Annotated in this window: 14 protein-coding genes; 7 read left to right on the top strand and 7 right to left on the bottom strand. The window is 34.1% G+C overall.

All coding sequences use genetic code 11. The features are described 5' to 3' along the window. Window positions 1–46: 46 nt before the first annotated feature. Window positions 47–1024 carry a M23 family metallopeptidase gene (locus QLQ95_RS13200; protein ID WP_320492897.1) on the bottom strand — a complete coding sequence of 326 codons (978 nt, stop codon included), beginning with the start codon at window positions 1022–1024 and terminating at the stop codon, window positions 47–49. A 276-nt stretch (window positions 1025–1300) separates the two neighbouring features. Here QLQ95_RS13200 and alaS point away from each other — a divergent pair, with 276 nt between their 5' ends. Beyond that, the gene (gene alaS / locus QLQ95_RS13205) at window positions 1301–3940 is read left to right on the top strand and encodes an alanine--tRNA ligase (protein WP_482500245.1); all 2640 of its coding nucleotides are present in this window, start codon (window positions 1301–1303) and stop codon (window positions 3938–3940) included. Between the two features lie 315 nt (window positions 3941–4255). Here the strand turns inward: alaS and QLQ95_RS13210 are convergent, their stop codons facing one another. Beyond that, on the bottom strand, window positions 4256–6001 hold the full coding sequence (locus tag QLQ95_RS13210) for an ABC transporter ATP-binding protein (RefSeq protein WP_320492899.1): 1746 nt from the start codon (window positions 5999–6001) through the stop codon (window positions 4256–4258). A 358-nt stretch (window positions 6002–6359) separates the two neighbouring features. Between QLQ95_RS13210 and QLQ95_RS13215 the strand changes: the two genes are divergently transcribed. From QLQ95_RS13215 to QLQ95_RS13235, 5 genes are all read left to right on the top strand, one after another. Next, on the top strand, window positions 6360–7109 hold the full coding sequence (locus QLQ95_RS13215; protein ID WP_320492900.1) for a hypothetical protein: 750 nt from the start codon (window positions 6360–6362) through the stop codon (window positions 7107–7109). 86 nt (window positions 7110–7195) lie between these two features. Continuing rightward, window positions 7196–8152 (top strand): GSCFA domain-containing protein, encoded by a 957-nt coding sequence (locus QLQ95_RS13220; RefSeq protein WP_482500246.1) that lies wholly within the window; start codon window positions 7196–7198, stop codon window positions 8150–8152. A gap of 180 nt (window positions 8153–8332) precedes the next feature. Beyond that, entirely contained in the window at window positions 8333–13444 is a 5112-nt protein-coding gene (locus QLQ95_RS13225; protein WP_482500247.1) for a translocation/assembly module TamB domain-containing protein, read from the top strand. After that, on the top strand, window positions 13428–15740 hold the full coding sequence (tamL, locus tag QLQ95_RS13230) for a translocation and assembly module lipoprotein TamL (RefSeq protein ID WP_482500248.1): 2313 nt from the start codon (window positions 13428–13430) through the stop codon (window positions 15738–15740). The genes QLQ95_RS13225 and tamL overlap by 17 nt, the downstream gene beginning before the upstream one ends. A 209-nt stretch (window positions 15741–15949) precedes the next feature. Next, window positions 15950–16579, top strand: coding sequence for a DUF4230 domain-containing protein (locus QLQ95_RS13235; RefSeq protein WP_320492904.1), 630 nt, complete (start codon window positions 15950–15952; stop codon window positions 16577–16579). A gap of 279 nt (window positions 16580–16858) precedes the next feature. On the opposite strand, the gene QLQ95_RS13240 is transcribed toward QLQ95_RS13235, so the two are convergent. The 3 genes from QLQ95_RS13240 to QLQ95_RS13250 all read right to left on the bottom strand — a co-directional run bounded on the left by QLQ95_RS13240 (window position 16859) and on the right by QLQ95_RS13250 (window position 19681). Then, the gene (locus QLQ95_RS13240; protein WP_095928723.1) at window positions 16859–18616 is read right to left on the bottom strand and encodes an aromatic amino acid hydroxylase; all 1758 of its coding nucleotides are present in this window, start codon (window positions 18614–18616) and stop codon (window positions 16859–16861) included. A 137-nt stretch (window positions 18617–18753) separates the two neighbouring features. Further along, window positions 18754–19194, bottom strand: coding sequence for a hypothetical protein (locus QLQ95_RS13245; protein ID WP_095928724.1), 441 nt, complete (start codon window positions 19192–19194; stop codon window positions 18754–18756). Between the two features lie 76 nt (window positions 19195–19270). After that, a complete protein-coding gene (locus tag QLQ95_RS13250) occupies window positions 19271–19681 on the bottom strand; it encodes a group III truncated hemoglobin (RefSeq protein ID WP_428238591.1) in 411 nt (136 codons plus the stop codon). 376 nt (window positions 19682–20057) lie between these two features. On the opposite strand from QLQ95_RS13250, the gene QLQ95_RS13255 reads away from it, so the two are divergent. Beyond that, a complete protein-coding gene (locus QLQ95_RS13255) occupies window positions 20058–22469 on the top strand; it encodes an RICIN domain-containing protein (RefSeq protein ID WP_482500249.1) in 2412 nt (803 codons plus the stop codon). Between the two features lie 80 nt (window positions 22470–22549). Here the strand turns inward: QLQ95_RS13255 and ilvA are convergent, their stop codons facing one another. Both ilvA and QLQ95_RS13265 read right to left on the bottom strand, forming a co-directional pair. Continuing rightward, window positions 22550–23794, bottom strand: a complete 1245-nt coding sequence (ilvA, locus tag QLQ95_RS13260; protein WP_095928815.1) for a threonine ammonia-lyase IlvA — start codon at window positions 23792–23794, stop codon at window positions 22550–22552. A gap of 326 nt (window positions 23795–24120) precedes the next feature. Next, entirely contained in the window at window positions 24121–24660 is a 540-nt protein-coding gene (locus QLQ95_RS13265; protein WP_095928727.1) for a DUF4136 domain-containing protein, read from the bottom strand. Window positions 24661–24699: the final 39 nt, after the last annotated feature.

Genomic DNA, 24699 nt, shown 5'->3' on the forward strand with positions numbered 1-24699 from the left:
TTTGTTTTTTTCTATTTTATTTCAAAAATACTATTTTTTCGTGATATTAATCTAATGATTGGTTTTCTTGGTTTGCCATTTGCGAAATCGCCACATATTCTACAGCCGAAATATTTCCGTAATAGAAATTCAGCGGATTTACGACTTTTCCGTCTTTATGCACTTCATAATGACAATGCGGACCTTCAGATCTACCCGTACTTCCAACGAAACCAATCACATCGCCTCGTTTCACTCTTTGCCCCGGACGGCAGTTGTATTTACTTAAATGCGCATATAAACTTTCATATCCAAAACCGTGCCTGATCACGATGTGGTTTCCGTATCCCGAAGCTGTATTGTCAGCTCTTTCTACAACACCGTCACCTGTTGCATAAATGGGAGCTCCAGTATTGGCGGTAAAATCCATTCCGTTATGCATTTTTCTCACTTTCGTGAAAGGGTCAATTCGGTATCCAAAACCTGACGCGACACGTTTTAAATTTTCATTTCGAACTGGCTGAATGGCAGGAATCGCTAACAATAAATTTTCTTTAGCTCCAGCTAATTTTAAAATATCATCTAAAGATTTAGACTGAATGGCCAACTGCTTCGATAGTTTGTCGACTCTTTTGGTTGCATTTAAAACCAATTGAGAATTATTATATCCTTCTAGCGCTTTGTATCTGTCAGAACTTCTAAAACCAGCTTTCCGAATCGAATCTGGAATTTCAGCTTTGTTAAAATATACACGGTAAATATTATTGTCACGTTCTTCTAATGCATCTGCGGCAGCGTCGATTTCGTCCAGTTTTTTATTTAAAATGGAATATTGCAGTTTTAAATTTTCAATTTCACGTGCCTGTAAACGATCTTTTGGGGTTTCGAAATAAGGCGTGTTTATTAAAAGTACAAAAACTAAAAATCCAAATAGTGCTGAAGCCAATAAAAACAGGAATGCGTAACCAATTTTTATTCTTTTTCTGGTTTTTATTTTCGTATAAGCCAGATTTTCTGAGTCGTAATAATATTTTACTTTCGCCATATTTTAAAATACGCTATTTTTGCACCTTGTAAAATGAGTTAGTCGAACGAAACTGCTAAATGTTTCAGTTGTTCGACACTTTTTTACAAGGATTAATGATTAGATATTGGGGCTATTTTATCATTAGATAATGCGCAAAGTAGGTAATTTATTGTTTAAATTATAAGTTTTTTAATTACATTATAAAAAACTTAACGCATCATCAAATGAATAAATTAGCTAATTATCTAATTTTCAAATTGACACATTAAAACAGACACATTTTCTAATTAAAATATGAAATCACAAGACGTACGTAAACAATTTTTAGATTTTTTTGAGAGTAAAGGTCATACTATTGTTCCTTCAGCTCCTATTGTACTTAAAGACGATCCAACCTTAATGTTCAACAACTCGGGAATGGCCCAGTTTAAAGAATTTTTCTTAGGAAACGGAACTCCAAAAAGTCCAAGAATAGCCGATACGCAAAAATGTCTTCGTGTTTCAGGAAAACATAATGACCTTGAAGAGGTGGGTATTGATACCTACCACCACACTATGTTTGAAATGTTAGGAAACTGGTCTTTTGGTGACTACTTCAAAAAAGAAGCAATCAACTGGGCTTGGGAATTATTGACAGAAGTGTACAAAATTCCAAAAGAAAATCTTTATGTTTCTGTTTTTGAAGGAAGTAAAGAAGATAACGTTCCGTTTGATCAAGAAGCTTGGGATATTTGGAAAATATTAATTGACGAGGATAGAATTATTCTTGGAAATAAGAAAGATAATTTCTGGGAAATGGGTGACCAAGGGCCATGCGGACCTTGTTCTGAAATTCACGTTGATTTACGTTCTGCAGAAGAAAAAGCTTTAGTTTCTGGAAAAAGTTTAGTGAACAACGATCATCCGCAAGTTGTTGAAATCTGGAACAATGTATTCATGGAATTCAACCGTAAAGCAGATGGTTCATTGGAAAAACTTCCTGCACAGCACGTTGATACTGGAATGGGATTTGAGCGTTTATGTATGGCTTTGCAAGGAAAAACATCAAACTATGATACTGATGTTTTCATGCCTTTGATTAGAGAAATCGAAACCATTACTGGAGCAAAATATACAACTAATGATGTAACAGACATTAGTGAAGAACAAAATAAAATGAATATTGCTATTCGTGTAGTTGCAGATCACGTTCGTGCGGTAGCATTTGCTATTGCTGATGGACAATTGCCTTCTAACACGGGTGCAGGATATGTGATTCGTAGAATTTTACGTCGTGCTATTCGTTACGGATTTACTTTCTTAGGAACAAAAGAGCCATTTATTTTTAAATTGGTTGAAACTTTAAGCGAGCAAATGGGAGATTCTTTCCCAGAAATCAGAACACAGAAAGCACTTTGTTCGAATGTTATTCGTGAAGAAGAAAACTCTTTCTTAAGAACATTAGATCAGGGATTAATTCTTTTGGATGCTGTAATCTTAAATAATGCAGGAGATACAATCGACGGTAAAAAAGCTTTTGAATTGTATGATACATACGGTTTCCCAATCGATTTAACGGCTTTGATTCTTTCAGAAAAAGGATTGAAATTAGACGAAAAAGGATTCCAGGAACAATTGCAATTACAAAAAGAAAGATCTCGTGCAGCTTCTAAAGTAACTGCAGGTGACTGGAATGTAATTGTTGAAGATGAAATTCAGGAATTTGTTGGTTATGACAGATTATCACAACAAGTTAAGATTACGAAGTACCGTAGAGTTGAAAGTGCAAAGGATGGAGAAATTTTCCAATTAGTTTTCAATGCTACTCCATTTTATGGAGAAAGTGGAGGACAAACTGGAGATAAAGGATATTTAGAAGCGCAAAACGGAGATATCATTTATATTATCGACACTAAAAAAGAAAACAACCAAACGATACATTTGGCAAAATCACTGCCAGAGAATCTTACTGGAACTTTTAATGCTGTTGTTGATGCTATTCAAAGAGCTAAAACTTCTTCAAATCACTCTGCTACGCACTTGTTGCACCAAGGTTTACGTAAGATTTTAGGAACGCATATCGAGCAAAAAGGGTCGATGGTAAGAAATGCTTCATTGCGTTTTGACTTTTCTCATTTTGCTAAAGTTACAGATGAGGAATTATTAGAGGTTGAAAACTTTGTAAATGCAAGAATTCGTGAGAGTTTGCCATTAATCGAGAAAAGAGCGATTCCAAAAGATCAAGCTCTTGAAGATGGTGCAATTGCTTTGTTTGGTGAAAAATATGGTGATTTAGTTCGTACTATTAAATTCGGAGATTCTGTCGAATTATGCGGAGGAACGCACGTTGCCAATACATCTGATATCTGGCACTTTAAAATTGTTTCTGAAGGAGCTGTTGCTGCTGGAATTAGAAGAATTGAAGCTATCACAAGTGAAGCTGCAAAAGAATATTTTGAGTCTCAAGCAATTTCTTTTGGAGAAATTAAAGAAGTGCTAAAAAATGCTCCAGATCCTGTAAAAGCGATCCAAGCATTACAAGATGAAAATGCTCAATTGAAAAAACAATTGGAAGTTTTATTGAAAGATAAAGCTAAAAATATGAAAGCTGATTTGGCTAAAGAATTACAAGAAATCAACGGAGTTCAATTCTTAGCAAAACAAGTAGATTTAAACCCAGAAGGTGCAAAAGATTTAGCTTACGAATTAGGTGGTTCTTATAACAACTTATTTGTAGTTTTAGCAACTGCTCACGAAGGAAAACCAATGTTAACTTGCTATGTTTCTAAAGAAATTGTAGCAGAGAAAAACTTAAATGCAGGACAAGTAGTTCGTGAATTAGGTAAATACATCCAAGGTGGAGGAGGAGGTCAGCCTTTCTTCGCGACGGCAGGAGGTAAAAATGTTGATGGAATTGGGGAAGCTTTAGCTAAGGCGGTTGATTTTGTTAAATAAGATGCTAAGGTTCTAAGATACTAAGGGACTAAGTTTTTTCATAACAAACCCGACAGGTTTTTAAAACCTGTCGGGTTTTGTATTTATATGGTTTTCTCATTTTATGTCATTTCGACGAAGGAGAAATCTTCGCAAGTAACTCTGCAATCAAAGTCGCCAATCTTTGTAGAGCTTCTCGTGGAGATTTCTCCTTGGTCGAAATGACAAATAATACGTTGTACCTAATTGTAAAAAACTTAAATAAAAAAACAGAGTCGCAAAGCTTAAAAATTAAACTTTGCGACTCTGCGTCTTTGCGAGATTCTTTATTCGCACCTACTTACGCTCTCCAATTTGTTGGCGCCACATAGCATAATAAAGCCCTTTCTCGACAATTAAATCTTCGTGTTTGCCTTGCTCGATGATTTTACCTTGCTCTAAGACAAATATTCTATCAGCGTGCATAACAGTTGATAAACGATGTGCAATTAAAACAGTAATTCTGTTTTTATCTGAAATATTTCGTATCGTATCGTTAATTTCTTCCTCGGTAATCGAATCTAAAGCAGAAGTCGCTTCATCAAAAATCAATAAATTCGGATTTCTCAAAATAGCTCTTGCGATAGATAGACGCTGTTTTTCACCTCCAGAAACTTTAATTCCGCCTTCACCAATTGTAGTATTTAAACCATCTTCGGCGCGTCTCAGAAGTTTGTCACAGCTGGCGCGTTTTAAAGCATCATAAAGTTCTTCGTCGGTTGCATTTGGCTTGACGAATAATAAGTTTTCGCGGATTGTTCCAGAGAATAATTGTGCATCTTGAGTTACGAAACCAAGCTGTTTTCTTAAATCTAGTAAATCAATTTCTGTAGAATCAATATCATTGTATAAAACCTGACCTTCTTCTGGAGTATACAATCCGACTAACAATTTTACCAAAGTTGTTTTTCCAGATCCTGACGGACCTACAAAGGCAACGGTCTGACCTTGTTTGATTTCGAAATTGATATTTTCAACGGCTTTAAATTTGGCAGTTTTATGCTGAAAACTCACATTTTCGAAAAGCAGTTTCTGAATTGCACCAATATGTATTGGAGTTTTTGGACGGAATTCTTTTGGAGCGTTCAGTAAGTTTTTGAAATTCTCCATTGAAACTTTTGTTTCGTTCAAAGCGATGATGAAGTTTCCTAACTCCTGCAAAGGGCCAAAAATAAAGAAGGTGAAGAATACCATTGTCAATAAATCTCCAACGATAATTTTTCCTCCAAACAAGAAATAATACAAAGCAAAAACAACACAAGTTCTCAAGAAATGAACGGTTGTTCCTTGAATGAAACTTAAACTTCTAATAAATCTTATTTTTTGTAACTCTAGTTGAAGAATCTTAAAAGTATTTAAGTTTAAACGTTTTTCTTCCTGATACGTTAAGCCAAGACTCTTTACCAATTCGATGTTTCGTAAACTTTCGGTAGTAGAACCTGCCAATGCATTGGTTTGATTCACGATTTTTCGAGAAACAACTTTGATCTTTTTTCCTAAATACAAACTTACCAAAGCAATAATTGGAGCAGTAATTAAAAAGATAATTGAAATTCTCATATCAATTCGGGCTACATAAACGATTACGAAAATGAAACCAATAATAGTTTGGAAAATTAGAGAGATAGAAAGTGTAATCAGTTTTTCTGAATCGATTCTAACCTTTGTCAATTTGCTTAAAGTTTCACCGCTTCGTTGATCCTCAAATTCGGCGTAAGGAAGATCTAGAGACTTTTTGATTCCGTCGGTATACATTTGCGCACCGGTTCTCTGAATTACCACATTGGTAAAATAATCCTGAAAGTTTTTGGTAATTCTGGAAATCATGGCAGCACCAAGTGAAAGCCCAAGCCAAAAAGCTAAAGATTTTATAAATCCGATTTCATTTCCTTTGTATTTTGCCAGACCGACGCCACAGTCCTGCATTAATTTTCCTGTAATTACAGAGTCAGATAAACTGAAACAAATGTTGATAGTAGCCATTATCAAAGCAAAAAACAGAAGCATTTTATGTTTGATAATGTAGGTATATAATAATTTCATATAAGATTTTAAAAAAAATGGAAGATGCAAAAATAAGGAATTGTTTTAGTTTGTGAAGTTCATTTTTGTTATTAAAAATGTAATTTTTTTACAGGTGAATTAACTGATGGAGTTTTTAAAGTTTTTTTACGTGTTCAATTTTTTTTACTCAAAAATAATAGAAGTCATAAAAGAGGTATTGTGTTTTAAGATGCATGTCTTTTAGAACGTTTTCTTACCAAGTGATCCTTTATGTTGTTTGTTATTAGTGTATTAATGATCTTTTTAATTGTAAAATATGCTTCGATGAGGAATCCCGTAAGGTTTTGATTTTTGATTGTACTACGTTTGCTCCATTAAGAATTTTAACCAAATCAAAATGAAAAAATTATTATGCCTTTTTGGTGCTTTAGCACTAGTTTTGACATCGTGTTCAAGCGATGATTCATCAAGTTCTTCAGATCTTGTTTTACTAAAAAAAACTGTTATTACAAATCCAGATGGAGATAAAGCTACCATTAATTATAAGTACGACGGTAACAAAATAGTAAGTGCAACAGATGATACTGGATTTTTTAATCTGCATTATACTTATACAGGAGATTTAATTACAAAAATTGATTTCAAACTTCCTAATGGAAAATCAGAACAAGTAAATACTTTTACATACACTACTGATGGAAAGCTATCAACTTTTGTAAGAGTTGAATATGAATATGAGGAAGGAGTAGCAGTATTAAGAGGATATAAGGAAGTTTATACGTATAATACAGATGGTACAATTTCAGTGAAAGGATATTCAGGAAATGATGTTTTACAAAATGTTCCTTCTGGAACAGCTACAATTAAATTTGTAAATGGTGAAGTAAGCGAAATTACAAGCACTAACTCACCAGATCATAAATACACTTATGATAATAAAAACAATGCAACTAAAAATATTTTAGGAATGGATAAAATCGCATTTGTTGATGGAGAAGCAAATGGAGTTAAATTCAATATCCTAACAGATACAGCAGATGGTGATTTATGGGGAAACAGCACTTTTACCTATAATGATCAAGGATACCCAACTAAAGAAGTTAATACAGGATCTGATAGTTTAGGTAACACTGAATATTTTTATTAAGAGCCAACTTTTTACCTATAGAGCCAGATTTATCTGGCTTTTTTTATTGCTAAAAATAATCGAAATTTGTTTAAAATGTTTAAGTCATGCAATTCAGAACACAAATCCCTATTTCAAAAAGTAATTCGCCAATCGATTATAATTCGAAAATACTTTCTATAGGTTCTTGCTTTGCTGAGAATATGGCGGAGAAATTCGATTATTTTAAATTTCAGAATGAAACAAATCCATTTGGAATTATATTTAATTCGGTCTCTATAGAAAAAATATTTGAACGCGTTTGTAAAGAACAATGGTTTGAAGAAAAAGATGTTTTCTTTCATAACGAACGCTGGCATTCTTTTGAAGTGCATTCTGATTTAAGTAATGCCGACCGTCAAGAATTGCTTGAAACTTTAAACAAAGCGATTTCAGAAACGAACAAACAATTAAAAGAAGCCACTCATATCATTATCACTTTTGGAACTTCATGGATTTATAGAAATCTAGAAAAAGAAGAAGTTGTTGCCAATTGCCATAAAGTGCCTCAAAAACAATTTTCAAAAGAATTATTATCGGTTGAAGTGATTCAGAAAAGCATTCAGAATACAATCCATTTAATTCAGTCTTTAAATCCCAATATAAATTTCATTTTCACGATTTCTCCGGTGCGACACATAAAAGATGGTTTCGTAGAAAATCAATTAAGCAAGTCTCATTTATTTGTAGCCTTGCATTTTGTGTTGAAAACGGAACATTTAAAAGGGAACACTCAATACTTTCCTTCGTACGAAATCATGATGGACGAACTTCGCGACTATCGTTTTTATAATGAAGATATGCTGCATCCCAATCAAATGGCAATCGATTATATCTGGAAGCTTTTCAGCGAAAATTACATTTCTCAGGAAAGTTTAGCTACAATGCAGGAAGTCGACGAAATTCAGAAAAGTCTTCGTCACAGAAGCTTTAATCCAGAATCTGAACAGCATCAAAAATTCTTGACTAAACTCCAGCAAAAGATAAACCTCTTACAAGAAAAGATTTCTCATATCAAATTCTAGGCTATAGTTATCTAAAAAAAACTTCATGACTTAGCGCCTTTATGGCAAAACAACAATAAAATTTTAGAATAATTCCTCATAATTATGTAAATTGTTAAGGTTTAAATTTTACATTTTTGTAAAATGTGTAATCCTGCTTTTTTCAGAAGCAATTTTAATCTAATCCGATTTTATTGACGTATGAATAAGAAACCTGTTTATTTTCTTAAAAAAACACTTCGTATCCTTATGTGGTGCGTGGTTTCTGTAGTTGCACTTTTATTACTTCTTATTATTCTAATTCAAGTTCCTTCGGTTCAAAATTTCGTTAAAGACAAAGCGATTACCTATCTTCAGGGCAAGATAAAAACAAAAGTTTCCTTAGACCATATTTCTATAAAATTCCCCAAAGATGTAGTTCTGGAAGGTTTTTACTTTGAAGATCAAAAAAAAGATACTTTGCTGGCGGGTAAGCGATTAGAAGTTGATGTTGATCTTTTTAAACTCGTTAGCAGTGAACTCGAAATCAATTCGGTTTCGCTTGAAAATGTAAAAGCCAATATTTCCAGAAACAAACAAGGCGTTTTCAATTTCGATTATATCATCAAAGCATTCGAATCAAAAGAACCAAAAGTTGAAGATCCTAATGCAAAGCCCTTTAAAATTTCGGTTGTAAAAGTAAACCTTGATCAGGTTAAATTTAACTTTAAGGATGATTTCACTAAAAATGACATTAGTGTAAACCTGACTCATTTTGATACCAAATTCAAAAAATTTGATCTGGATCAGATGGATTTTAATATTCCGACAATCAATTTAAACGGATTGAAGGTGGTTTTAGATCAGGATGTAGTCGAAAAAATTGCTGAAGTTTCAGTAAAAACGGTTGATACAATTTCGAAACGTCCAGACTTTAAATTGGCTTTAGATAAAATAACGTTGTCTAAAATCGATATTTTATACGATAACAAAGATTCAAAACTAAATTCTGGCATTCGTTTAGGAAACTTAAATTTAGCTGTAAACGAAATCAATCTAAACAAACAGTTTTTGGATTTTGATACTTTCGAAGTAAAAAATCTAAGCGGAAATCTGCGATTGGGAGCAAAAGACAAGCAAATTGACGCACCCAACTTAGATACCACAGCCATAAAGCAAGTAGGCTGGAAAGTAAAATTGAACGAAACCAATCTAGAAAACATTGCTTTTAAATTTGATGATATGCAGTCCAAACCGAAAACAAAAGGATTGGATTATGCGCATCTTGATTTGAGTAGATTTAATTTTAAAGCCGAGAAATTATATTATGGAAATGATACCATTTCTGGAAATATTAAAACATTGACTGTTAACGAAAAAAGCGGTTTGCAGATTCAGGCTTTCAAAACCGATTTCTTTTACGGTCCAAAAAATGCTTCTTTAGAGAATTTATATTTAAAAACGCCACAAACTCTTGTTCAAGATAAAGTTAAGGCGCAATATAAATCACTTGAATCGCTTCAGAAAGATTTAGGAAATCTGGCAATTGATGCTAATTTAAAACAATCAAAAATTGGTTTTAAAGACATTTTGTTGTTTGTCCCAGATTTGCAGAAAACCAATCCGTTTAAAAGCAATCCAAATGCGATTTTGTATGTAGACAGTCGCGTGAGTGGAAAAGTAAAAGATTTGACTATTTCGAAATTTGAAATGAGCGGAATAGGAACAACAAAAGTTTCGCTTTCTGGGAAAATCGCTGGGCTTCCGGATGCTCAAAAAGCGTATTATGATTTAAATATCAAGAAGATTTCGAGTACTTCAAAAGACATTAACCTGTTTGTGCCTGCGGGAACAATTCCGAAAAATATTCAACTTCCGTCACAGTTAAGTTTGCAAGGAAAATTTAAAGGTTCAGTTCAAAATTTTAAAACGAATCTGGCTTTAAACAGCAGTTTCGGAAATGCAAAAGTTGATGCGTTATTCGATCAGCGCATTAAGAAAAGAGAAAAATATGATGCAAACGTTTCTCTGCAGGAATTCGATTTGGGGCGATTAATTAAAAACGACTCCATCGGAAAAATTACGCTTAAAGCGAAAGTAAAAGGAAATGGTTTAGATCCGAAAACGGCAAATGCTTTTGTTGATGGAATTGTTCAGAAAGCGGTTTTTAATAAATATACCTATAAAGATTTAACGCTGAAAGGAAATATCGAAAACGGTTCTTTTTCGGTAAAATCAGGAATGGAAGATCCTAATTTGAATTTCAATTTAACAGCTTCAGGCGATACAAAAGAGAAATATCCAACCGTAAAACTGAAACTAAATTTGGATATTGCCGATTTAGAAAAACTAAATCTGCATGCAGGACCAATGAAACTTCGCGGAAATGTCGATGCCGATATAACCAATAGCAATCCAGATTTTCTGAACGGAAAAGTATTTCTTTCGAACATTCAGATTTTGCAAGATGCCGAACCGATTGTTTTAGATTCAATTCGTCTTTTGGCTTTTGCAGACAAAGACAGCAATTCGATTAAAATTTCGTCTCAATTTTTAAAAGCCGAAGTAACGGGAAAATACAAACTCACGACATTGGCAAATTCGATTCAAAAATCATTATCAAAATATATTGATCTTAAAAACCCAAAGGTTAATTCAGAATCAGATGAACAGAGATTAGCCTTTACTTTGAAAGTAGACAATGATCCTGTGCTTTTAAAATTATTGCCAAAATTAACGGGCTTAGAACCTTTTAGCATAACAGGAAATTATAATAATCAGACAGATTCTCTGACTGTAAAAGGAACGATTCCGAGAATTGTTTATGGAGGAAATACCATTTCGGACGGAAAAATAAATATCGAAGCCAAAGAAAATGCTTTGGAATACTCAATTTCTTTGGCGACAATTGAAAGTGGTTCGCTTAAAATTCCGTTTACAAGTTTATCAGGAAATGTGCAGAATAATATTTTGACTTATGCTCTTGAGGTAAAAGATGCCAAAGACAAACAGCAATATTTTATTGCAGGTGAATTTAAGGCAGAAGATTCAAAAAACATTGTAAAACTGGATGCTGAAAACTTCATTTTAAATTATGATAAATGGAATGTAGATCCAGAAAACAGGATTGAGTTTGGCGAAAAAAGACTTTATGTCGATAAATTCAATTTGAATAATAACGGAAATGAGTTAAAAATTCAATCGCAAGGAACACAGGACAATGCGCCTTTGCAAGTCGATTTTGTGAATTTCAAAATCGAAACCATTATGAATATGGTCAAAAAAGACGAATTGCTTATGCAAGGGTTGATAAACGGAAATGCATTGGTTGAAAATGTGATGACAAACCCGACTTTTACTTCTGACTTAAAAATTGATGATTTTACTTTTAAAGGTTCAAAAGTTGGCGATTTAGAAATAAAAGTGGACAACAAAACGGCCAATACACTTGCTGCAAATGTAGCTTTAAGTGACGAAGGAAATGATTTGAAACTGACAGGCGATTATTTGATGGATACTGGAAATTTTGATTTTGATGTGGCTATTAATAAGTTAAACATCAAAAGTATCCAAGGTTTCAGCATGGGGAATATTACCGAAGGGCAAGGCTTTTTATCAGGAAATTTTAAGCTTACAGGCAACACTTCTGCTCCTAAAATTAATGGCGAATTGATTTTTAACGATGCCGGTTTTAGAGTAACACAGCTCAATTCGTACTTTAAAACTAAAAATGAGAAAATCACTTTCAGCAATGAAACGATTTCATTTGACAAGTTTTCTCTTTTTGATGAAAATGACAACGAATTGTATGTAAACGGAACTATTCAGTCTCCAGATTTTGTGAAATACAATTTCAATTTGCTAGTTGAAGCAGACGATTTTAGAGCCATTCATTCAAAAGCAAAAGACAACGATTTGTTCTATGGAGATTTATTCTTAGATACCAAATTGAATATAAAAGGAAACTTGGATAGTCCGGTTGTTGACGGAACGCTAAAAATCAATAAAGAAACCAAATTCACGGTGGTAATGCCACAATCAGATCCCTCTATTGCAGATCGTGAGGGAATTGTAGAGTTTGTTGATGAAGACAATATGTACCTCAAACAAACAGTTGATCTTCAAAATAAATTAGATCAATCGGAACTGAAAGGAATGGATGTAAATGTTGCCATTACAATTGATAAAGAGGCCGAATTGACGCTGCTGATTGATAAAGCAAACGGAGATTATCTGAACTTGAAAGGAGAAGCGGAATTAGTTGGAGGAATTGATCAATCTGGAAAAACAACTCTAACAGGGAAATACGAGTTTTCGGATGGGGCTTATGAAATGAATTTTAATGGAATTAAAAGGAAATTTGATATTCAGAAAGGAAGTTACATTACCTGGAATGGCGAACCCACAATGGCAAACGTCAATATTACGGCTATTTATAAAGTTGATGCGGCACCGATTGATTTACTTGGAAAACAATTACAAAGTGAGACTCAGGCGGTACAAAACACTTACAAACAAAAACTTCCGTTTCAGACTTTATTGAAAATGAACGGCGAATTGATGAAACCTGAAATTTCTTTTGGAATTGTATTGCCGGATGGAAATTATAATGTTTCTACAGATGTAGTTACAATGACGCAAACCAAGTTGAAACAGTTAGAACAAGATCCCGCAGAATTGAATAAACAGGTTTTTGCCCTTTTATTATTAAACCGTTTTGTAGGCGAAAATCCGTTTGCGAGTCAAAGTGGGGGTATAAGTGCTGAAACCATGGCGAGACAAAGTGTAAGTAAAATACTTTCGCAACAATTGAATAATCTAGCAGGAGAATTAATTACAGGAGTTGAAGTCAATTTCGATTTAGAATCGTCTGAAGATTATACGTCTGGGACGATGCAAAATAGAACCGATTTGAATGTGGAGGTTTCTAAAAAACTGTTGGATGACAGATTAAAAGTAACGGTTGGAAGCAGTTTTGGAGTAGAGGGTGCAGAGCGCGCCAATGAAGAAAGCACCAATATTGCTGGTGATGTCGCTTTAGATTATCAATTGACAAAAGACGGCCGTTATATGGTTCGTGCCTACAGAAAAAATCAATATCAAGTGGCAGTCGAAGGGCAGGTTGTAGAAACAGGTGTTGCTTTTATTATCACGATGAGTTACAATAAATTTAGAGAACTTTTCCATCGTACTGAAAAAGAAAAAGAATTAATTCGAGAAGAAAAAATCCGCAAGGAAAAAGAGAAACAAAAAAAGAAAGAGCAGAAGGAAAAGGAAAAATTGCAAGAGAACGAAGACGAAAAAACAATTGAAGGAAATGAGCAAAAGACTTAATCATAGAAATATATATTTAAAGTATATCGCGCTGCTTTCCTTATTTTTTGCTTTAGGATGCAGTAATACAAAATATCTTCCAGAAGGGGACTTGCTTTATACAGGCGGTTCGGTGAAAGTGAAAGATTCTATCATGAAAAAGAAAGATAGAAAAGCGCTACAAACCGAGTTGGAAGGTCTTCTTCGTCCAAAACCAAATAAAACGTTTTTAGGGTTACGTCCAAAATTATGGTTTTATAATATTGCTGAGGAACCCAAAAAAGATAAAGGATTTAGATATTGGCTTCGCAACAAAGTTGGAGAAGAGCCAGTGCTTTTTAGTAAAGTCGATTTAGATTATAATGCTTCAGTGCTGCGAAATTTTACTGAAAATAGAGGTTATTTTAAAACTCGTGTCAGCGCCGATTCTACTGTAAGTAACAAGAGAGTAACGGCAGAATATACTGTGGTTCCAAAAAAGCAATATATTATTAAAAGCGTCACATTTCCAGATGACTCTTTAAAGATGTCAAAAATAATTGCAAGATCAAGTAGACGCAGTTTGCTCAAAGTGGGCAAGCCGTATGATTTGGATGTTATAAAAGCAGAACGGGAACGTATTGATGCCAGACTGAAAGAAAAAGGGTATTACTATTTTAATCCAGATTATCTTCTGGCGAAAGTAGACAGCAGTAAAGGCGATCATGAAGTAAAAATTAGATTGGTTATTAAAGATGAAACTCCTGTAAAAGCATTAAGAGCTTATACCATAAATAACATTTTTGTTTATCCCAATTATTCTCTGGGAAACGACAGCATGGTTTACAGAAAAAAGAATATTACGCAGTACAAAGATTTTACCATTATTGATACGGCAGAAACGTTTAAGCCAAGAGTTTACGACAGAACAATCTATTTCAAAAAAGGGGATTTATACAACCGAACCGATCATAATTTGACTTTGAATCGTTTTGTGAATTTAGGAACTTTCAGTTTTGTCAAAAATGAATTTAAGCCTTCAGACAGTATAGACAATGCTTTAGATTCGTATTATTACCTAACACTTTTGCCTAAAAAGTTTATTCGTGTTGAAGTTATCGGGAAAACCAATTCAGCAAGTTATACCGGTACCGAATTAAATTTAAACTGGAACAACAGAAACTTTTTGCGTGGTGCAGAATTGTTTACCGCTTCAATTTTTGGTGGTGCCGATTTTCAGCTTGGAGGTGTAAATAAAGGGAAAAATATTTATAAGCTTGGAGGCGAAGTCAGCTTGACCTGGCCTAGATTTATTACTCCTTTTAATATTGAAGGCAATAGCGAATATGTACCGAGGACTAAAGCAACTATTCGTTACGAATATCAAAAACGAACGCAGTTGTATGCCTTGAATTCTTTTAATACTTCGTTTGGATATTTGTGGAAAGAAAACATTCGTAAAGAACATCAGTTAAATATTATAGATGTGACTTATGTGAGTCCGAATCATGTTACGCCAGAATATCTAGCTGATATCGATAAAGATCCGGCATTAGGAAAAGTAATCGAAAAACAGCTGATTTTTGGGCCAACGTACAATTATACGTATACCAATACGATGCAAAAGCGCCGAAAAAACACAATCTATTTTAATGGCGAATTGGATTTGGCGGGAAATCTTACCGGATTGATTACAGGGGCAGATTATCCAAATAAGGTTAAAACTATATTTGATGTCCCGTTTAGCCAATATGTAAAAATCAGATCCGATTTTAGACATTATTTAAAACTCGGAAAAGAAAGCGAATTAGCCAGCAGATTGATTGTTGGAGCTGGATTTGCTTACGGGAATTCGAATACGCTTCCAGCATCCAAACAGTTTGTTGTAGGAGGAACAAATAGTATTCGAGCGTTTAGAGCACGAACTTTAGGGCCGGGAAGTTACGTTATTCCACCAGAAACAACTGATAATTATACACCAGATCAATCAGCCGATTTGAAGTTGGAATTTAATACCGAATATCGTGCAAAGCTATTTAGTATTGTTAGAGGTGCGGTGTTTTTAGATGCTGGAAACATTTGGTTGCTGCATGCTGATCCGAACAAAGCTGGTGCCGAAATCTCAAAAGATTTTATGAAAGAAATTGCAATTGGAGCAGGAGCAGGTTTACGTTTCGATTTATCGTTTTTAGTTTTAAGAACAGATTTGGCCATTCCGCTTCGAAATCCTGCCTTGCCAGACGGACAAAGATGGGTAATTGACGATATTAATTTTGGAAGCAGCTCGTGGAGAAAAGATAATCTCATTTTGAATATCGCTATCGGATATCCTTTCTAGGTTTATTAGCCACGACTCGAGCGATAGCCGAACAGGCGAAGCAATTCACGAATTTTCGCTAATTTCTTTGTCTATAAAATTTTTCAATTTCACAAATTTTAATTTGTGAAATTCAATTATTAGTATCCACATAGATTAGCGAAAATTCGTGAATTCGTGGCAAAAAAAACTAAAAAAAGGAGTAAATTGGTCTAAAATATTTTAGAAGAATGCAAAACTTGATTAAAAGAATTATAGGTGTTGGTGTTATTGTTTTAATAATTGTTCTGGGGTTTAAATATTGCCAGTTCAAAAAAGAAGACGATTCAGATATTCAGTACAATACCAATCTAATTCAGCAGCAGATTCTTAACGTTGGGAAATTGGTGGTAACCGAAGGGCATTTTTCAGAAGTCATTACCTATAAAAATCAGCAGAAATATTTGATGGACATGATTTCTTTTGAGAAAAAAGCGCTTATTGTAGTCAATGCAAATGTGACGGTTGCTTACGATCTGCATCAGATGAAATATGATATTGACGAAAAAAATAAAACCATTACGATTTTAAATATTCCAAAAGAAGAAATTACCATAAACCCAGATATTCAGTTTTATGATGTTGAACAAAGTAAACTGAATCCGTTTACGGGCGACGATTACAATAAAATCAACAAATCGGTAAAAGCCAATCTGGCTAAGAAAATCGAAAAATCTACCCTAAAAACCAACGCCCAAAACCGATTAATAAGCGAATTGTCTAAGATTTTAATCATGACCAATTCAATGGGCTGGAAACTAGAATACAACGGAAAAACTATCGAGTCTGAAACGGAGCTGACTCAGGATTTGAAGTTGTAAAGTTGTAAAAAAGAATCTCGCAAAGACGCAGAGTCGCAAAGAATTTTTGCCACAGATTAAAGGATTAAAATGATTTAATACCAAATTCTTGGATAGTTTTCATACACAGACTTTCAGGAATCTTGCCATTTCGACGAAGGAGAAATCTCCACGAGAAGCTCGACAAAGATTGGTTTTTCGTTGCTGAGTTACTTGCGGAGATTTCTCCTTCGTCGAAATGACAAATATTATGTTATTTACTTAATAAAAACCTTCGCGCCTTAGTGCCTTTCTAGCAAATCAAGCAATAGAACGATCAAAAATCAAATCCAATCCACCAGAAATTAAATGCGCAATTTCGGGACGTCTTTCTTTCAATTGATCCAGATATACCAAAACTTCTTGCAAAAGCTGTTTCTCATCTGAATCTTTCAAAAGCTCGGCAATTTCAATATTTAACAGCCAGTCATTTGAATGATTGCTTTTGACTTTTTCAAAGACCGATTTCAATTCCGATTTAGAGTCTTTATTATTTCTTATGTTTCTAACTGTAGCATATAAAACTTCCAATTCATCACGCTCGTCAGTATGTTTCGCTTTAATCGTTTTTGTTGAAGGAACAATATTAATTAAATCAAAACTATTCACATCGGCTGGGCCAGAGAATGCAGAAATCACTTTTTTACCAATTGCCATATCGTAATTGCCCCATTCAGGTTGAAACAAAATAGTTTCTCCGTGAGTAACGGTACAATTTTTAAAACTGATCAGAATGATTTCTCCATGTAAGTTTCTAGAACCCGTAATAATTTCGCCCTCCACAATAATATTGCCTTCAAATTCCAGTTTTACAGTTTCGTTTTCTACAATACTGTAAGCCTGTAAATCCTTCGGACTCATATCTTCAATCGCCAGATTAAAGCCTTTCAGTTTCCCGATCGGACTTCCAAATCCATGAGGATGCGTTAAAGTTCCATGACCAACTAATTCTTTTTCGCGGTAAGAAAGAGCTGTTTTTCCAGTTGTTTGGATGTATACAGGTTTTCCTTCTTCTTCAATTACATTGGTAAAAACTCCAGAAATTTGTAAACCTGTACTTAATTCGATTGTTCCTAAAGCATTCGATTGAATCAGTTTCTGAATACCAGATAAACCTCCAGTTCGTAAAGCCATTTTATTAGCAAATTCTTCCAAAATCAAACTCAAATAAGAAAAATTTGGAGTTACATATAGCTGAGGTTGCAATTGTGTAATATCAAAATTCTGATTGGCAGCAGAAATATCATAAGGGATTTTCTTCACATTATCTGTCATACACCAAGCGCTTTCTCCAATAGAAGAAAGTAATCCTGCGCCATAAATTTTTGGATTTTCAACCGTTCCAATCAAACCGTATTCAACGGTCCACCAGTGTAGGTTTCGAATTTGAGCCATTTCAGATAATTCGCCCATGTTGTTTTGCAAATCGGCAACCGCTTTTTCGGCTTCATCGATTTTTTCTTGTGGCGTATCTTCTGCTTCTTTTAAAATAGAAAGCAGACGAATCGCTTCATACATTTGATAATCTTTATGAGAAGAAATCGCTTTACAGCCAATTTCGCCAAAACGTCTCAAATATTCCGCATATTCTGGATTGGCAATAATAGGAGCGTGACCAGCACCTTCGTGAATGATGTCTGGAGCAGGAGTATATTCAATATGTTCTAATTGTCTAATGTCTGAAGCAATAACCAAAACGTTATAGGCTTGAAATTCCATAAAAGCATTTGGCGGAATAAAGCCATCAACTGCAACCGCAGCCCACCCAATTTCACTTAGAATTCGGTTCATGCCGTACATGCTCGGAATAGAATCAATTTCGATTCCTGTTTTACGTAAACCTTCTAGATAAGAATGATGCGCCACTTTAGAAAGATAATCTACATTTTTGCGCATAACATATCGCCAAACCGCTTGATTGATAGGAGTGTAGTCACTATAATCTTGAGGTTTGATAAATTGCTGTAAATGCTTCGGCAATCTCTCTAATAACGGATTGGTTTCAATATTTGGATTCATTTCGAAAACGTTGTAGATTAAAATGTAAAATTACGAATTTAAGACTCGATTTTTTATCATCCATCGCAAAATTTTTATTCGAAATTGACTTTTATTGCATTTTTGTAGATTTTTAAAGAGCTGGAATAAATGCGATTTTAGCAGTCGTTATTATCAAAACTTACTCTTTCCATCGTTTGTTGATAGTTTTCAATCTCTTTTTTGGTCATTGGAGTTTCTTTTACCTCTACTTTCAATTGTTTTTTAGCATCAGGGCTAATCCATAAACCAGTGAATGTATTTCCACTTTTCTGTAAAATTAAAACACCACTGAAATTGTGTTCAACCATAACAAACTCATTTTCTTTCTTTTTGTTTTGAGTAGGATAAATTTGAATCCAATTTTTTGATTTATTGTAGCGATACATTGCCGCATAGCTTAAATCGGCATTACATTGATTTTCTGATGTCTGAATGTAAAGTGTAATCGGGGTTTTTCCGTCGACAGTTCCTTTGTATAAATTAGAAGCTGGTGTTTGTGCTGATAATTGGTTTAAAAATGAGAAACAGATTGCAATAAAGAAAATAACTTTTTTCATAAATAAAAGAATATAGATTTGGGTTTAATTCATTTTATCAAATATAAAGTTCTGCTTTTTAATTGAAGGAAATTTTTTAAGATTTTTTTATTGCATTTCTCATTTCATTTTCTACATTTCTAAAATACTCAATTTTATGGCTAAACATAAAAGCCATATTCGTAGCGCGCATTTTGGCTTCTTCGGTTATTGGTCCTGCAAATTGCGAATCGATTGTTGAATTAAAAATAGCGATCCAGCGGTCAAAGTGCGTTTTGTCTACTGGTAATTGTTTATGAGGAGGAAATGGAGTTCCAGAATAAGCACGAACATCAAATAAAATAGTTTGCCAAAAATTGTACATTTTTTGCAAATGAGGTTCCCAGCGATCTTGTAGTTTATCATTAAATATCGGCCCGATTAAATCGTCCTTTCTAACATTTGCATAAAAGCTATTTACCATTTGCTGAATGTCTTCTATTGTCGAAATATCTTTTAAAGCTGTCATTTTATTCTATTTTAAGTAAGCTACAAAAATACAATATATCTTTCTTTTATGTCCCTGATAATTGTCATATGCCCTTTAATTGCTAGGCAAAATCACATTTTGTAAGGAATTGTATAGATTTTTTATTTTATGATGAGTTATTTCGATTTTAATAGGTAAGTTTTTTATGATTTTTAATTTTTTAAAATATTGTTTTTCAGTGTTTTGAAAAACGATTAGATGCGTTTTTGTTATATTAGTTTTTTTAATTTGATGTGTATTTGTAAAGTGTTAAAAATAACAATATTGCAAAAATACTCATAATATTGTGCTGTTTTAGTAAAATAAAACTGAATAAATAAGAAAAAACTAATTATCAAACCAAAACCACAAAAGAATGCACAAAACTACTCAAACACCTACAATTCGGGTAAGTAAAGCGTTGAAACTATTATGTTGCGGTACGCTTTTATTGATGAACAGCTTAAATGCTCAGACGGTAACTCCGTGGATGACCACAGGAGATCAAACGAAACTATTGCAACAGCAGGCAACAGTAAATTTTGGAACCAATTCAGGAACCAATCCTTCTACGGTAACTGTAAATGCAGGAACAACGTATCAAACTATGGATGGGTTTGGTTATACCCTTACCGAAGGAAGCTGCGAAGTTATTTCTGGAATGGCTGCCACTCAGCAAAACCAATTACTGAATGATTTGTATAATCCAACAACAGGATTAAATGCAAGTGTAGTGCGTATCAGTATTGCCGCTTCAGATTTAAGCAGTTCTTCTTACAGTTACAACGAAACTTCAGGCGATACAAATATGAACAATTTCAGTTTGAACGGACCAGATTTAACTTATTTAGTTCCGATCATTAAAAAAATCTTACTGATTAATCCTAACATCAAAATCTTAGCAACCCCTTGGTCGGCACCACGATGGATGAAAACCAATGGTTCTTGGGTTGGAGGTTCGTTGCAAACACAATATTATGCGGCGTATGCGAAATACTTCGTAAAATATTTTGATGCTATGAAAGCACAAGGTATTAATATTTGGGGAATTACACCGCAAAATGAACCGGAAAATCCAAACAACGAACCAAGCATGCTGATGAATTCTACAGAACAAAAGAATTTTATCAATCAACAGCTTGGGCCTCAAATGGCAGCAGCAGGTTATGGCAACATCAAAATTATTGCTTTTGACCACAATTGCGATAATACAGCTTACCCGATTGATGTTTTAAATAATAGTTCTTATGTTGACGGAGCAGCATTTCACTTGTATTTAGGAAATATTGCAGCAATGTCGACTGTAAAAAATCAAACCAACAAAAATGTTTATTTTACAGAACAATACACTGGTGCAGGCGGAAGTTTTAGCGGTGATTTTGGCTGGCATATGCAAAATGTTGTAATTGGAAGTACAACAAACTGGTCGAAAACAGTTTTAGAATGGAATGCTGCCAATAATCCAAGCTATGGTCCGCGTACTCCAGGTGGGTGTACCACTTGTTTAGGTGCGATTACAGTTAATAATAGTACAAGCTACACTAAAAATGTAGCCTATTATATTATTGGTCAAATTTCTAAATATGTTAAACCAGGTGCTGTGCGAATTGGTTCTTCAAGCACAAGTGGCACTATTTCTTCAGTTGCATTTAAAAATCCTGATGGTTCAACCGCACTAGTAATTTATAATTCAGGAGGATCATCAAATACGATAAAAGTAGTTTCAGGATCGTCAGCATTTAATTATGCAGTTCCCGCTTCTTCTGCAGTTACTTTTACTTGGGGAGCATCAAATCCAGTTGCGGTTACAGGAGTTGGTGTAAGTCCGACTTCCGCAACACTTACAGCGGGTCAGTCACAGCAATTGACAGCGACAGTTTCTCCAAGCAATGCTACCAATACAGCAGTTAATTGGAGCTCTAGCAATACATCTGTTGCAACAGTAAACTCAAACGGATTGGTTGCTGCCATCGCTGCAGGAAATGCCACTATTACAGCGACTACGGTTGACGGAGCAAAAACCGCAACTAGTGCAATTACTGTAACAGCTGGTTCAACAGGTTTTCCGGGATATTATAACATTATTTCAAGAAACAGTAATAAAGGTTTAGATGTTGCAGATAATGCTACAACAAGCGGAAGCAGAATTCAACAATATGATATTACAAATGGAGGAGGGAGTAACCAACGCTGGAAGTTTGTTTCTGACGGAAGCGGTAATTATTACATCATCGTAAAATCGACCGGAATGTATTTGGCGGTTGAAAATAACGGAACCGGAGATGGATTAAAAGTACAGCAGAAAACTTTTTCATCTTCAAATGAATTCAAATGGACGGTAACCAATCTTGGAACAGGATATTACAAAATTATAAACGTAAACAGCGGTAAATCGCTTGATGTAGAAAATGTTTCGACAGCAAATGGCGCTAATATTCAAGTTTGGGCTTATACCGGAGGTCTAAATCAGCAGTGGCAGTTGGTGCAGGTTGAATCTTCTACGGCAAAAAGCGCTTTAGCTCAACCAGCTGTTGAAAATACAAGTTCAAATGATATGATGATTTTTGTCGATGAAACAGATGATTCTTTAAAAATCGATACGAATCATGAGGGAGATGCAGATGTACAGATTTTCAATATCACTGGGCAACCTGTTTTAAAGAAAAATGTAAAATTTATAAAAGGAAATCAAGCTGAAATTGAAATTTCTCGATTACCAAAAGGAGTTTACGTGGTAAAAGTGAGCGACAATAAAGGCTCTTATTCGAAAAAAATCTTGAAGCAATAATTTACAATCCACAATTCAATTAGTAATTTGTATTGAATGTGAAAAGGCTGTCATCCCATCTGACAGCCTTTGTTTTTTATTTATCCGATCAACTGTGTAAACAGATCTTGATTATCATTCAGGTATTGAAACTCAAAACCATTTTCGGTCATTTTTATTTTAATAGGCATAATGTCATTTTTGTTTTTCAATTCTAAACCAACGACAACAGAACCAACTTCTCGACTGTTTTTCTTAGCAAACTGAAAATACGTGATGTCGTCATCAGGCCCTAAAATATTATTGACAAATTCTTTTAAAGCTCCCGGACGCTGTGGAAACTGAATCATAAAATAATGCATCAAACCTTCATAAAGTAGAGAGCGCTCTTTTATTTCGGCAGTTCTTTCAATGTCATTATTGCTTCCGCTTACAATACAAACTACATTTTTTCCTTTAATTTTAGCTGCATAAAAATCTAAAGCTGCAATTGTTAATGCTCCTGCTGGTTCAACAACCATTGCTTCTTCATTATACAATCTTAAAATTGTAGTGCAGACTTTTCCTTCGGGAACCAAAATTATATCTTCCAGATTATAACGGCAGATTTCAAAAGTTTTATCTCCAACTTGTTTTACAGCAGCTCCATCTACAAATTTGTCAATTGTTTTTAGTGCCGTATTTTTGTTTTCTTCAATCGAAGTTTTCATCGAAGGAGCGCCTTTTGGTTCAACTCCAATTATTTTGGTATGCGGACTTAAATGCTTAAAAACCTCAGACAAGCCCGAAGCCAATCCGCCGCCTCCGATTGGAACAAAAACATAATCGATAGGTTCTTTACAACTTTCTAAGATTTCTAACCCAACAGTTCCTTGTCCAGCAATTACTTTTTCATCATCAAAAGGGTGGATAAATGTTTTATGATTTTTGATAGCATCAGCAGTTGCAGAAGCATAAGCGTCATCAAAAGTATCTCCAGTTAAAACAATTTCTACAAACGATTTTCCGAATAACTGAACTTGTTTTACTTTTTGTTTCGGAGTTGTTTTGGGCATATAAATTTTGCCTTGAATCTTTAAAAGATTGCAAGAATAGGCAACACCTTGAGCATGATTTCCTGCGCTGGCACAAACAATTCCGTTTGCTTTTTCTTTTTCATTTAACGAAGAAATCTTATTGTAAGCACCCCGAATTTTATACGAACGAACAATTTGCAAATCTTCTCTTTTTAATAAAATAGTAGATTCAAATTCGTCTGAAAGATTCAAATTTTGGGTTAGAGGCGTTGCGGCAACTACATTTTCAAGCTGCTTTTGGGCATTAAGTACTTCGTTAAATAAACTCATGAGAATTTGTTTTTTTGCCACGAATTCACGAATTATTTTTGATAATCTTTGAACATATAAATTCGTGAATTCGTGGCTGTTTAAAATTATTTTTAAAATAAAAAAACCTCCCAATTGGGAGGTTTCTATAAATTATATTTTACAAACTTATATAACACCTCGCCATTACTGCTGAATTGCAATAATGCTAATAATAGCGATAATAATGTTGTTAAAGTTTTTCATTTTTTTAGCTGATTGAGTAACAAATGTATTAATTATTTCTGGAAAGTTCACAACTATTTAAAGTTTTATAAAAGCTGAGAACTACCAATTGAGACTGAAAACTATTTTTTAACTGGCGGATATTGAGCTAAAATTTTGCCTACAAACTCAGCAATTTTCTCATCTTTTTTATCGATGTTTCTTGTCAAAGTTCCAACACCTTCACCTTGCCAGATCATTTCTTTCTTTTTAGCATCGATCAAATCAATGTATAAAGTCCCTTCAGTAGAAGTAGACACGGTAGTCTGGTTACCACCATACATCATATAAGGATTCCAACCCCAGCCCCAGCCGTAACCCCAGCCAGCACTAAATTGGTTTACATCTACTTGCTCTCTGGATTTTGTAAAAATATTGATCAGTAAATCAGGATTGTCACTTTTTGTAAATCCTTTAGCTTGCATTTGATCATCAATAGCGCGTAAAATTCTTCTTTTGTCTAAGTCTGATATTTCAACCTTGTCAATTCCGGGCTTAAAGTAAGCGTATGTTTTATACGGCGCAAAATCGACAGTTTTGTCATAATCAGAATAAACAGTCACAGTACTGCAAGAAGTAAGTATCAGCAGTAACAAAAACGGAATTAACTTAAGTGTTTTCATATATCTAAGAATTAATGTTCTTTTTAAGTTTGTCAAACT

This window comes from Flavobacterium sp. B330r, assembly GCF_056824325.1.